Below are 12,811 nucleotides of genomic sequence, written 5' to 3' on the forward strand. Positions count from 1 at the left end.
ACCGATGCCTATCCTTCACAGCTCCTATAACATGCCGCTAGCTGCCCTATCCATCCTGATCGCCGTGATCTCATCGTTCACGGTCCTTGATCTTGCCATATTGATCGACAAGGCCAGAAAACGAACGCGCTACATCTGGACCCTCTCCGGAGCCGTCGCGATGGGGCTCGGCATCTGGTCGATGCATTTCGTGGCCATGCTGGCCATGCATCTGCCCGTCCGGGTCACCTACCATCCGATGCTGGTCCTCGTATCCATCGTACCGGCAATCTTCGCCTCCGGCCTTGCCTTGATCACCGTCAGCGGCTCGTCTCTTCCTATGCTGCGCTCATGCTCGGGCGCCGTGCTGATGGGCGCCGGAATCGTTTCCATGCATTATACCGGCATGAAGGCCATTGTCGTCGAGGCGCATGTGACCTACAACACCCCTCTGGTAGCGGCGTCATGCGCCATCGCGGTCCTGGCTTCCCTGGCCGCCCTCCATCTGATCTTCGCCATCAAGCAGCGCTCCGGCACTCTCGGCGTCTGGAAGTTCAAATCCGCCGGAGCGGTCCTGATGGGCCTGGCTGTCGCCGGCATGCACTATACGGGCATGGCCGCCGCTTCCTTCCACCATATGGGAGGCGCTCCCGCCGGCCACGACACCGCTCTGGACAACACGCTTCTCGCTTATGCGATTTTCATCGGCATGCTCGTCATCCTTGGCCTCGTCTTCATCAGCACCTACTTGAACCGGCGCTTCGAATCCCAATCGATGGAATCCGAACGCAAATTCAAATCCGTCATTGAATCCGCCAGCGACGCCATCATTCTCGCCGACAGCCGGACGATCATCCAATCCTGGAACAAGGGAGCCCAGCGCATCTTCGGCTACTCCGAAGCGGAGGCTGCCGGCAAGCCGCTGGAGATGATCATTCCCGACCGCCTGCGCGACGAGCACCGCAAGGAGATTGAGCCCTATGCTTCCCCGCTTGCTCCCGACGGGTCCGGAAGCGTGCTGGAGCTGTCCGGGCTGGGCAAGGACGGAGTGGAGTTCCCGATCGAGATGTCCCTGGCATCATGGACCGAAGACGGAGAGAAATACTTCAGCAGCATTATCCGGGACATCACCGAACGAAAAAAAGCCGAGCAGAAAATCAACCAGATGGTGTATCTCGACGCTCTCACCGGATTGCCCAATCGACTGCTGCTCGGAGACCGGCTCAAGCAGTCGCTTGAGTTCGCCAAGGAGACCGGCCAGCAGGTCGGCATCCTGTTCATCGACCTGGACCGGTTCAAGTATGTCAACGACACGCTCGGCCATTCAACGGGCGATCTGCTGCTCATCCAGGTATCGAAGCGGCTGCGGGACAGCATCGACAGCGGCGACACCGTATCGCGCCTGGGAGGCGACGAATTCATCATCCTGCTGCCGGGCACGACCTCGGACGAGATCAGCCGCAAAGCCCTCCTCATCGTCAAAAGCTTCGCCAAGCCGATCCTGATCTCCGGGAACGAAATGTTCGTCACCCCATCCATCGGAATCAGCGTGTACCCCGGCGACGGCCAGACGCAGGAGACGCTCATCCAGAACGCCGATACGGCCATGTACAGGGTCAAGGAGCAGGGCAAGAACCACTTCCAGTTCTACACGCCCGAAATGAACGAAGCGGTCACCCGCAGGATGAAGCTGGAGCATGGCCTGCGCAAAGGTCTCCAGAGAGGCGAGTTCAAGGTCCACTATCAGCCTCAGGTCGACATCATGTCGGGCACGATCGTCGGCCTCGAGGCGCTCGTCCGCTGGCAGCATCCGCAGTGGGGCCTCATTTCGCCGGCCGACTTCATTCCTCTGGCCGAAGAAACCGGCCTCATCATCCCGATCGGGGAGTGGGTGCTGCAGGAATCATGCCGCCAGAACAAAGCCTGGCAGGACGAGGGCTACGAGCCGATCCGGATCGCCGTCAACATTTCCTCCCGCCAGTTCCAGCAGAACGACTTTGCCGAAATGGTCAGCTCGACGCTGGAGACGACCGGCCTGGATCCGCAATACCTCGAGCTCGAGCTGACCGAAAGCATCGTCCAGAACTCGCAGAAAGCGATCTCGATCATGCACAGGCTCAAGGCGATGGGCATCTGCCTGTCGATTGACGATTTCGGCACCGGCTATTCCTCGCTGAGCTACCTGAAGCTGTTCCCGATCGACAGCCTGAAGATCGACCGCTCCTTCACGCGCAACCTCCTTCAGGATGCCAAGGATGAAGCGCTCGTCCACACAATCATCAACATGGCCCACAACCTCGGGCTCAAGGTCATCGCCGAAGGCGTGGAAACCGACGAGCAGCTGCAGTATTTGCTGCAGCGCCAATGCCATGAAGCCCAAGGGTATTTCTTCAGCCAGCCGATTCCGGCCGAAGAGCTGCCGGGCCTGCTGAGTGCTCTCAGCGCCTAATCGAGGTCAGCAGGAGCGGTCTGTCTCCAATGGGTGGCGATTCCCTGCGGCAAGGACGCTAGCCAAATAAAGCCTGCAGCACAAAGAGCACCTGCGTCGTCGACGCCAGGTGCTCTTTTTTTATGCTGAACGACACCGGCTCGCATCCGACCGCTGCCTTTCGTTTGTTCTTAGCGGCTCTTTGGAGTTTGAGTACGGGTTGGCATCCGATGCTCGCTGGTATTCGATGCTTCCAAAGCTCAGCTGCGAAGCATGAAGTCCAATACCGCCAGAGCGGCCAGATGGGCAGGATAGAACGATCTCCACAGCCAGCGGGGAACCTTCAGCTTGTCGAGCCCCTCGCGCAGGTCTTCCCCATAGGCGAGCAGCAGAGTCGGGGCGATGCTGAACAGCTGAAGCATCCACGATGATCCGTATGCGGCGATGATCGCTACGTTCAGCAGCAGATGCAGCATGACCATCCTCTTTCGGCCCGCATACCGGAAGATCAGGATCAGCAGCAAGCCGTAGGCGTTGTAGTCGAAAGGAAGCTCCTCCATGATGATGGAGGCTGCTGCCACCAGCAAGGCCGCCGCAGACCATCCGGCAATGTGCCGGCCTCTGCTGGATCCGCTGCGTTCGGCGTCGGAATGGCTGTCCGGGCGGGCGCTCCACTCAAGCAGGCCGTCGAGGGCGAAGATGACGAGCGCCGCGGCAAGCAGAGTGAAGATGACGTTGTAATGGCTCGTTCCGAACGCCAGCATGTAAGGAACCTGCGCGATGGCCGCGAGCAGCGCGAGCCTGCCGATGTACCGTTTTCGGGAGCGGGTCATCAGGCAGCCGACGGCGATTCCATAGGCGTAAATGGGAAATGCGATCCGCCCGACGATCCGCCAGGCTGTGGAGTCGGGGAAGAAAATGACTCCGATATGGTCGATGAGCATCGAGAATATCGCCAGCAGCTGCATGATCGTCACCTCTTTCTCGAACTGGGCGTGAGGACGGTACGGACTGGGCCTGCCTTTGGTATAGATGATAATGAAATCAATCCCGAAAATCCACCCCGCCGCTGCAGCAGAGCTCCTTTTCTTCTCTTCTCTTCTCTTCTCTTCTCTTCTCTTCTCTTCTCTTCTCTTCTCTTCTCTTCTCTTCTCTTCTCTTCTCTTCTCTTCTCTTCTCTTCGCCTCTCTTCTCCCCTCCTCTCCCCCTTTTCCCTTGGCGCCTCCTATTTCCCAACGTCCGACCCGCTAAGATGCTGCCGATCTCCTAATTCCCTGTCCTCTTCTCTCCTTGCTTTCTCCCTGCTTTCTCCCTGCTTTCTTCCTGCTCTCCGCAGAGCCTGTCTTGCCCGCTCTTTTGGCCATAGCCGTGCAACGGCTTGTCATGGAGCGAAAAAAAGCCCCGTCCGCGCATGGCGGACAGAGCCCTCTTTCCTTCGCTGCTATCGCAAGGCATCGCTTGTGCGGAGCTGCGCAGGCATGCAGCCTGCTAGTTCTGCTTGGCGGAATACGCCTCTACCCAGCCTGCCGTTTCCGCGAGCGCGGCTTCCGCGCGCCCGATGGCGGCTTCGACCTGCGGACGGGCCGTGCCGCCGTAGACGTTGCGCGCATTGACGACCGTCTCCGGCTGCAGCACCTCGTAGATGCGCTCGTCGAACAGCTCCGAGAACCCCTTGAATTCATCCAGCGTAAGGTCAAGCAGGAATTTGCCGTTCTCGATGCAGTACAGCACCGTCTTGCCGATCACCTCATGCGCTTGGCGGAAAGGCAGTCCTTTGCCGACAAGGAAATCGGCGATATCGGTCGCGTTGGAGAAGTCCTTGTTGACCGCCTCGCGCATCTGTCCGCCGTTCACCTTCATCGTGGCGATCATCGGGGCGAACAGGCGCAACGCGCCGGAGAGCGTCTTCACCGTATCGAACATGCCTTCCTTGTCCTCCTGCATGTCCTTGTTGTAGGCGAGGGGCAGCGACTTCAGCACCGTCAGAAGGCCCGTAAGGTTGCCGTACACACGGCCCGTCTTGCCCCGCACAAGCTCCGGCACGTCCGGGTTCTTCTTCTGCGGCATGATGCTGCTGCCCGTGCAGAAGGCGTCGTCCAGCTCCACGAAACGGAACTCCGTGCTCGACCAGAGAATCAGCTCCTCCGACAGACGGGACAGATGCATCATGATCATGGAAGCGTGGGAGAGGAACTCCAGGATGAAATCGCGGTCGCTGACCGCGTCTAGACTGTTCTCGTAAACACGGCCGAAGCCGAGCTGCTCCGCTACGTAATGGCGGTCGATCGGGAACGTCGTTCCCGCCAGCGCGCCGGCTCCGAGCGGCAGCGTGTCGATGCGCTTGTAGCTGTCCTGCAGCCGCTCGGCGTCGCGGCCGAACATGCTGACGTAGGCCATCAGATGATGGGCGAACAGGATCGGCTGGGCGCGCTGCAGATGCGTGTAGCCGGGCACGATCGTGTCCAGGTTCTCCTTGGCCTGGCCGATGAGCGCTTCCTGCAGGCTGCGCAGCAGGCCGACGAACTCGACGACGCGACGGCGCAGGTACAGATGCATGTCCGTCGCCACCTGGTCGTTGCGGCTGCGGCCGGTATGCAGCTTGCCCCCGACGGGGCCGATGTCTTCGATCAGCGCTTTTTCGATGTTCATATGGATATCTTCGTCGGAGACGCTGTACTCCAGCTCGCCCTTGCGGATGCGCTCCAGCACGCGGTTCAGCCCGCCCTTGATCGTCTCGACGTCCTCGGCCGGCAGAATGCCCTGCTTCCCGAGCATCGACACATGCGCCAGGCTGCCCCGCACGTCCTCCTCCGCCAGTTCCTTGTCGAATGTAATCGACGCCGTGTATTCCTCGACCAGCTGATCGGTCTGCTTCGTGAACCTTCCGCCCCACAGTTTGCTCATCGCCCTGCTCCCCCTTCGGATATGACAACGGGCTTGCGCGCCGGACCGGCGCAGCAAGCCCTTATGCTTGTTTTGGATTCATCGCCCGTCCCTTCGTCAAGGCTCGGGCGCGTCGATCGGCTTTCCGTCCTATTCATTCAGCCCTTCGGGCCTGCATGTCAGGACCGAAATCCTCTTTCGCCAGGTCAGTCCTTGCGGCTCTGCTCCACGCCGGAGGAAACCTTCAGGCGCAGCGCGTTCAGCCGGATGAAGCCCGTCGCGTCGCCTTGGTCGTAAGCCTGCGACGGATCGGCCTCCATCGTAGCGATGTCCGGGTTGTACAGGCTGACCGGGCTTTTGACGCCGGCGCCGATGACATTGCCTTTGTACAGCTTGAGGCGGACGGTTCCGCTGACGTTCTTCTGGCTTTCATTGACGAGCGCCTGCAGCGCAAGCCGCTCCGGCGCGAACCAGAAGCCGTTGTAGACAAGCGTCGCGTACTTGGCGATGAGCGAGTCGCGCAGATGCATGACGTCGCGGTCCATTGTCAGCGACTCCATTTTGCGGTGGGCGCTGAACAGGATCGTGCCTCCCGGAGTCTCGTATACGCCGCGGCTCTTCATGCCGACGAACCGGTTCTCGACCATGTCGACACGGCCGATGCCATGCTTGCCGCCCAGCTCGTTGAGCTTGTCCATCACCTGCAGCGGGCTCAGCTCTTCGCCATTGATCGCGGTGCAATTGCCTTGGTCGAAAGTAAGCTCCACGTATTCGGCCTTGTCCGGCGCTCGCTCCGGAGACACGCTGAGCACGTACATGCCCTCGTTCTCCTCCGAGCTCGGATCGAACCAAGGATCCTCCAGCATGCCGCTCTCGAAGCTGATATGCAGCAGGTTGCGGTCCATGGAATACGGCTTCGCGGCGGATGCCTGCACCGGAATGCCGTGCTTCTCGGCGTAAGCGATCATCTCGGCGCGTCCCGGGAACTGCGCCCGGAATTCCTCGCTCCGCCAAGGCGCGATGACCTTGATGTCCGGCGCCAGCGCGGCGGCCGTCAGCTCGAAGCGCACCTGGTCATTGCCTTTGCCCGTCGCGCCGTGGGCGATCGCGGTCGCTCCTTCGGCACGGGCGATGTCGACCATGCGCTTGGCGATCAGCGGCCGCGCGATGGACGTTCCGAGCAGGTACTGCCCCTCATAGAGAGCACCGGACTGGAACATCGGATAAATGAAGTCCTTGGCGAACTCGTCCTGCAGGTCGTCGATATAGACCTTGGAGGCGCCGGTCGCCAGAGCTTTCTCCTCCAGGCCGTCGAGTTCTTCCTTCTGGCCGATGTCGGCCGTGAAGGCGATGATTTCCGCGTCATACGTTTCCTTGAGCCATTTCAGGATGACGGATGTATCCAAGCCTCCCGAATAGGCCAGCACGATTTTTTCCTTTGCCATGTCGCTGATATCGTCCTTTCCCTGTCCCTTCCGGAAGCTCCACGCCATGAGACGGCCGCCCCGGATCTGGATATAGTCGTAGTCTATCGTCGGAGCCGCCTCCTACATGAGTGCGGCCATGATCGCTTTCTGCGCGTGCAGGCGGTTCTCCGCCTCGTCGAATACGATGGAATGCTTGCCGTCGATGACGCCCTCGCTCACCTCTTCGCCGCGGTGCGCGGGCAGGCAGTGCATGAACAGGTAGTCGGCCTTGGCATGCTTCGTCAAGTCTTCGTTGACCTGATAGCCGGCAAATGCCCGCTCGCGCTCCGCCTGCTCGGCCTCCTGGCCCATGCTCGCCCATACGTCGGTGTAAACGATGTCCGCTCCCTCGATCGCTTCGCGCGGATCGCGGCAGACGTGAATGACCGACCCCGTGCCGGAAGCGACCGCCTGGGTCTGCTTCACGATAGAGGCGTCCGGCTCATAGCCTTCCGGAGTCGCCACGCTCATGTGCAGGCCCAGCTTGGCCGCGCCCATGAGCAGCGAATGCGCCATATTGTTGCCGTCGCCGATGTAGGCGACCTTGAGCCCTTCCAGCCTTCCCTTATGCTCCAGGGCGGTCTGGTAATCGGCCATGACCTGGCAAGGGTGCTCGGAATCGGTCAGGCCGTTGATGACCGGCACGGTGGCAGCGCGCGCGAGCTCGATGACGGTGCGGTGCGCGAACGTGCGGATCATGATGCCGTCCAGATAGCGGGACAGCACCTGCGCCGTGTCCGAGATCGGCTCGCCGCGTCCGATCTGAAGATCGTTGCCGCTCAGGAACAGCGCATGACCTCCGAGCTGATACATGCCGACTTCAAAGCTGACCCGCGTGCGGGTGGACGCCTTTTCAAAAATCATCCCGAGGGTCTTGCCCTTGAGCGGGTGATAGGCCTCCCCGGACTTCTGGATGCGCTTCAGCTCGACCGCCAGATCGATGAGGTAGCGGAGCTCCTCCGGCGTGTAGTCCGCCAATGCGAGGAAATCGCGCCCTTTGAGGCCTGCCGCCAGCTCCCCGCTGCGGGCACCGGCCAAGATAAGAGGTTGCTGCATCATTGGAACACCTGCTCTTTCTATGCTCGCCGCCGGTCGTCCGGCGGCGCTTGGATTCGTGGGGATCGGGAACCTGCATCCCTTCTCGTTCCGGGATGTCTAGTTCTGGGATGCCGTGACCGTCTTCTCCTTGAGGACGGCGGCGATGATGCCGACCGCCTGATCGATCTCGTCATTGGAGACGAGCAGGTTCGGCAGCAGGCGGATGACGGTCGGGCCGGCCGGCACGACCAGCAGGCCGCGCTCGTGGATCGTCGCAATCACGTCGGCGACCGGACCTGCGCATTCGATGCCGATCAGCAGGCCGAGCCCACGGATCTGCGTCACCCACGGATTGCCGGCAAGCTTCTCGCGCAGCTGTCCGGTCAGGTAGCTGGCCGCGCCTGCGGCGCGGTCGTACACCCGATTGCCGGCGATTTCCTCGACCGTCGCCTTGACGACGGCGGAGGCGATCGGCGTTCCCCCGAAGGTCGTCGCATGGGAGCCCGGCATGAACGCTTCGCGGAGGAATTCCTTCGCAAGGACGGCTCCTACCGGGAAGCCGCTTCCCAGCCCTTTGGCCGAGGTGAAAATATCCGGCTGCACGCCGTAATGCTCATGGGCGAACAGCTTGCCCGTGCGTCCCATGCCGGTCTGCACCTCGTCGACAATCAGCAGAATGCCGTTATCCTTGCACAGCTTGACGATGTCGTGCAGGAACTCCGCCCGGACAGGCAGGACGCCGCCTTCGGCTTGGACGAGCTCCAGCATGATCGCGGCGGTCCGATCGTTCACGGCAGCCTTGAGCGCCTCGAGATCGTCCATCGGCACGGTGGTGAAGCCTTCGGGCAGCGGCAGATAGCCCTCCTTGACCTTGTCCTGGCCCGTTGCCGTCAGCGTTGCGAGCGTCCGTCCATGGAAGGACTGGGAGAAGGTGATGATCTCGTACCGGTGCTCTCCCTTGATCTTTTGGAAGTACCGGCGGGCCAGCTTGATCGCGCCTTCGTTGGCCTCCGCTCCGGAATTGCAGAAGAAGACCGCATCCGCGCATGTATGCTGCACGAGCAGCTCCGCTGCCGCTTCCTGCCCCGGAATATGGAACAGATTCGATACATGCCAGACTTCATCCAGCTGCTTCACGAGCGCATCCTTGACCGCTTTCGGCGCATGGCCGAGGTTCGTGACGGCGAGGCCGCTCATGAAATCGAGGTATTTCTTTCCGGTATCGTCCCACAGCCAGCTTCCCTCGCCTTTGACGAGCGCGATCGGATATCTTGCGTAGGTTGGAAACAGTGCGCTGTTGCTCATTGCAGATCCACCTCTCCCTATCGTTATATGGACTCGCAGCCGGATGGCTGCTGTTGCGTTAAATCCTAGAGTCGCTCCGCTACCGGATGGCCCTTGGTGCGTTGAATCCTAGAGTCGCTCCGCTGCCGGATGGCCCTTGGTGCGTTGAATCCTAGAGTCGCTCCGCCGCCGGATGGCCCTTGGTGCGTTGAATCCTAGAGTCGCTCCGCCGCCGGATGGCCCTTGGTGCGTTGAATCCTAGAGTCGCTCCGCCGCCGGATGGCCCTTGGTGCGTTGAATCCTAGAGTCGCTCCGCCGCCGGATGGCCCTTGGTGCGTTGAATCCTAGAGTCGCTCCGCCGCCGGATGGCCCTTGGTGCGTTGAATCCTAGAGTCGCTCCGCCGCCGGATGGCCCTTGGTGCGTTGAATCCTAGAGTCGCTCCGCCGCCGGATGGCCCTTGGTGCGTTGAATCCTAGAGTCGCTCCGCCGCCGGATGACCCTTGGTGCGTTGAATCCTAGAGTCGCTCCGCCGCCGGATGGCCCTTGGTGCGTTGAATCCTAGAGTCGCTCCGCCGCCGGATGGCCCTTGGTGCGTTGAATCCTAGAGTCGCTCCGCCGCCGGATGGCCCTTGGTGCGTTGAATCCTAGAGTCGCTCCGCCGCCGGATGGCCCTTGGTGCGTTGAATCCTAGAGTCGCTCCGCCGCCGGATGGCCCTTGGTGCGTTGAATCCTAGAGTCGCTCCGCCGCCGGATGGCCCTTGGTGCGTTGAATCCTAGAGTCGCTCCGCCGCCGGATGGCCCTTGGTGCGTTGAATCCTAGAGTCGCTCCGCCGCCGGATGGCCCTTGGTGCGTTGAATCCTAGAGTCGCTCCGCCGCCGGATGGCCCTTGGTGCGTTGAATCCTAGAGTCGCTCCGCCGCCGGATGGCCCTTCCGATCGCTGTTGCCGCCAGATTTCCTGAATAGGTGAATTCAATGGTGGAAATCCGGCGGCAAAGGCGACCATTGTCATTTCTCCAGGGCCATTCCGGCTGCTTCGCTCCAGGCTTCAACCCCAAGGCGCCACTCCGGGCACTTGGCTTCGGGCTTCAATCCCAAGGCGCCATTCCGGATGCTTCGCTCCGGGCTTCAACCCAAGGCGCCATTCCGGCCGCTTCGCTCCGGGCTTCAACCCAAGGCGCCATTCCACCCGCTCCGTTCCGGGCTTCAACCCAAGGCGCCACGCCGGGCACTTGGCTCCGGGCTTCAATCCCAAGGCGCCATTCCGGATGCTTCGCCCCGGGTCAGCCTCAAGCTGCCGTTGCAGGCGTGCTTCGCAAACGAATTCCGGTCTCTGCTGATGGAGGCAAGCCAGCAGGCAGAGCTTCTTTTTCCATCCGAGCGAGGCGCAAGGACGAAGAAAGACGGAGGGGCTCTGTAGAAGCGGAGCGTTCGCATTTGAAGACCGGATTCCCCCATTCATGGGGTAAGTTCAAGGAATCCGGGCTTCAACAGCGATCGGAAGAGCCCTCCGTTTTCGGAGTCTGCTTCAAAAGAAGAGTCCTCCGTTTTCGGAGTCCGCTTCCGCTTCAGCCTGTAATGACTGTCCCGACGCCGCCCTCGAGGACAGCCCGGCTGAGAACGTCCGGCTCGGTGCCGCTGACAATGGCGACCTCGCGGACATTGCCGTGCAGGCAAGCGAGAGCAGCCCGCACCTTCGGGATCATGCCGCCATAGATTTCGCCGCTGGCGATCATTTCCTCGATATCGGCCGCGCTCACGCGTGGAAGAACCGTCTTGGCTCCGTCCACGGTGCGCATGATGCCCGGCACGTCGGTCACGACGATCATCCGCTCCACGCCCAGATGGGAGGCGGCGGCTCCAGCCGCCGTATCGGCATTGATGTTGTAGCGCTGCCCGGCCGCATCGATGCCGACCGGCGCGATGACCGGGATGTAGCCCATTCCCATCACGCCTTCAATGATCTCCGCGTTGACATCCGTCACTTCGCCGACATGGCCGACCTTGTCGGCATTGCCGACCGGCCTGGCCTGGATGAGCATGCCGTCGACGCCCGAGAGTCCAAGCGCCCGCGCTCCTGCGCCTTGGATGCGCCTGACGATCTCCTTGTTGATCGTTCCGGAGAGCACCATCTCGACGACGTCGAGCACTTCCTCCGTCGTCCGCCTGAGCCCGTCGACGAACTCGGTCTCGATGCCGAGCTTCTCCAGCGTCCCGGAAATGGCGGGGCCGCCGCCATGCACGATGACCGGCTTCACGCCCTGCTCCTGCAGGCGCCGGAGATCTTCGAAAAACGCGGCGGGAAGAGCCGCCAGCGTGCTTCCCCCGCATTTCATCACAAACCGCTGTTCCATCCGCCTCATGCTCCTTCATCCGCTTCATGCCGCTTGGATTCAAGCCGGTTGAAGCTTCATGCCGCTTATATTTTCACCTGTTAAAGGTTCCTGCCGTTAAGTGCGGTAAGCCGCGTTGATCCTGACGTAGTCATAGGTCAGGTCGCAGCCCCAGGCTACGGCCGCGCCGACGCCGATATGGAGATCGACGATGATTTCCACCGTGTCGCCCTTCAAATATTCCAGCGCCGCTTCTTCGTCGAAGGCGACCGGCCGGGATTCCTTGAGCGTCAGGATCGGTCCGAGCGAGATATCGACGGAATCCGGATCGAGCGGCTCGCCCGCCCGGCCCGCGGCCGCGATGATGCGCCCCCAGTTGGCGTCGGCGCCGAAGACGGCCGACTTCACGAGCGAAGAGCCGACGATCGTCTTCGCGATGGCAGCGGCCGACCGGTCGCTCTGCGCTCCGTTGACGCGGACCTCGACGAGCTTGGTGGCGCCTTCGCCGTCGCGGGCGATCGCCTTGGCCAGCACCTCGCATACATGTATCAGCGCATCGCTGAACGAATTCCAATCCGGATGCAGCGGCGTCAGCTCCTCGCCGCCGGCAAGACCGCTCGCCATCGCGACCAGCATGTCGTTGGTGCTCGTGTCCCCGTCTACCGTAATCATGTTGAAGGTGCGGTCCGTAGCGGAGCTCAGCAGGCTTTGGAGAGCTTCGCTGCCGATATTGGCATCGGTCGTGACAAAGCCGAGCATCGTCGCCATGTTGGGATGGATCATGCCGGAGCCTTTGGCGGCGCCTGCCACATGAATCGTCCTTCCGCCCGCTTCGACGGCGACGCAGATCGATTTTTTCACAAGATCCGTCGTCAGGATCGCCTGGCAGAACTCATTCGCGCTCCGATCGTCGCCCGCAAGCTGCTGCGGCAGAAGGCCGATGCCTTCACGCACGCGGTCCATCTTGAGAAGCTCGCCGATGACGCCGGTAGAGGCCACCGCGATCTGCTCGGCCGGAATTCCGGCCGCGGCCGCGAAGGCCGAGCGCATCTCGTACGCATCGGCCTCGCCTTGCTTGCCCGTGCAGGCATTGGCGTTGCCGCTGTTCACGAGCAGCGCGCGCAGCCGTCCTCCCGCCGCCAGGCTTTCCCGGGTCACCTTGATCGGGGCCGCCTGCACCTTGTTGGTCGTATAAACCGCCGCGGCCGCCGCAGAAACCTCGCATACGATGGCTCCCAGGTCGTTGCGGCTCGTTTTTTTCAGTCCGCAGTGAAGCCCGCCCGCCCGAAAGCCTGCCGGTGTCGTGACGGAGCCGTCCTGGACGATCGTGAACGGCTTGCCTGCTGTCTCTTGTGTCATCGCGTAAATCGCATCTCCTTCTAGTGGGGTTCCGCCAAGGA

At 61.7% G+C, this 12,811-nt stretch carries 9 protein-coding genes; 1 reads left to right on the top strand and 8 read right to left on the bottom strand.

From position 1 onward, the window contains the following. The first annotated feature begins 4 nt into the window (after positions 1-4). Positions 5-2,428, top strand: coding sequence for a bifunctional diguanylate cyclase/phosphodiesterase (locus tag CIC07_RS22660; protein ID WP_076357838.1), 2,424 nt, complete (start codon positions 5-7; stop codon positions 2,426-2,428). A gap of 239 nt (positions 2,429-2,667) precedes the next feature. Here CIC07_RS22660 and CIC07_RS22665 read toward each other — a convergent pair whose 3' ends face one another. The 8 genes from CIC07_RS22665 to argJ all read right to left on the bottom strand — a co-directional run bounded on the left by CIC07_RS22665 (position 2,668) and on the right by argJ (position 12,770). Beyond that, on the bottom strand, positions 2,668-3,375 hold the full coding sequence (locus CIC07_RS22665; protein WP_076357837.1) for a TraX family protein: 708 nt from the start codon (positions 3,373-3,375) through the stop codon (positions 2,668-2,670). A gap of 76 nt (positions 3,376-3,451) precedes the next feature. Then, positions 3,452-3,643: a hypothetical protein gene (locus CIC07_RS22670; protein WP_165895366.1), complete on the bottom strand. Its 192-nt coding sequence runs from the start codon at positions 3,641-3,643 to the stop codon at positions 3,452-3,454. A gap of 252 nt (positions 3,644-3,895) precedes the next feature. Further along, positions 3,896-5,311, bottom strand: a complete 1,416-nt coding sequence (argH, locus tag CIC07_RS22675; protein ID WP_076357836.1) for an argininosuccinate lyase — start codon at positions 5,309-5,311, stop codon at positions 3,896-3,898. Between the two features lie 185 nt (positions 5,312-5,496). Then, entirely contained in the window at positions 5,497-6,735 is a 1,239-nt protein-coding gene (locus CIC07_RS22680; protein WP_076358049.1) for an argininosuccinate synthase, read from the bottom strand. 102 nt (positions 6,736-6,837) lie between these two features. Then, positions 6,838-7,815 carry an ornithine carbamoyltransferase gene (gene argF, locus CIC07_RS22685; protein ID WP_234992970.1) on the bottom strand — a complete coding sequence of 326 codons (978 nt, stop codon included), beginning with the start codon at positions 7,813-7,815 and terminating at the stop codon, positions 6,838-6,840. 96 nt (positions 7,816-7,911) lie between these two features. Then, on the bottom strand, positions 7,912-9,099 hold the full coding sequence (locus CIC07_RS22690; RefSeq protein WP_094248266.1) for an acetylornithine transaminase: 1,188 nt from the start codon (positions 9,097-9,099) through the stop codon (positions 7,912-7,914). Between the two features lie 1,547 nt (positions 9,100-10,646). Next, positions 10,647-11,432: an acetylglutamate kinase gene (gene argB, locus CIC07_RS22695; RefSeq protein ID WP_076357833.1), complete on the bottom strand. Its 786-nt coding sequence runs from the start codon at positions 11,430-11,432 to the stop codon at positions 10,647-10,649. A 96-nt stretch (positions 11,433-11,528) separates the two neighbouring features. Then, a complete protein-coding gene (gene argJ / locus CIC07_RS22700) occupies positions 11,529-12,770 on the bottom strand; it encodes a bifunctional ornithine acetyltransferase/N-acetylglutamate synthase (protein WP_076357832.1) in 1,242 nt (413 codons plus the stop codon). Between the last annotated feature and the right edge of the window lie 41 nt (positions 12,771-12,811).

It is taken from the genome of Paenibacillus sp. RUD330, assembly GCF_002243345.2.
GTDB lineage: Bacteria > Bacillota > Bacilli > Paenibacillales > Paenibacillaceae > Paenibacillus_O.

Coding starts and splice junctions, on each gene's coding strand:
- CIC07_RS22660 (WP_076357838.1), top strand. CDS start 5: ATGCCTATCCTTCACAGCTCCTATAACATGCCGCTAGCTGCCCTATCC.
- CIC07_RS22665 (WP_076357837.1), bottom strand. CDS start 3,375: ATGCAGCTGCTGGCGATATTCTCGATGCTCATCGACCATATCGGAGTC.
- argH (WP_076357836.1), bottom strand. CDS start 5,311: ATGAGCAAACTGTGGGGCGGAAGGTTCACGAAGCAGACCGATCAGCTG.
- CIC07_RS22680 (WP_076358049.1), bottom strand. CDS start 6,735: ATGGCAAAGGAAAAAATCGTGCTGGCCTATTCGGGAGGCTTGGATACA.
- argF (WP_234992970.1), bottom strand. CDS start 7,815: ATGATGCAGCAACCTCTTATCTTGGCCGGTGCCCGCAGCGGGGAGCTG.
- CIC07_RS22690 (WP_094248266.1), bottom strand. CDS start 9,099: ATGAGCAACAGCGCACTGTTTCCAACCTACGCAAGATATCCGATCGCG.
- argB (WP_076357833.1), bottom strand. CDS start 11,432: ATGGAACAGCGGTTTGTGATGAAATGCGGGGGAAGCACGCTGGCGGCT.
- argJ (WP_076357832.1), bottom strand. CDS start 12,770: ATGACACAAGAGACAGCAGGCAAGCCGTTCACGATCGTCCAGGACGGC.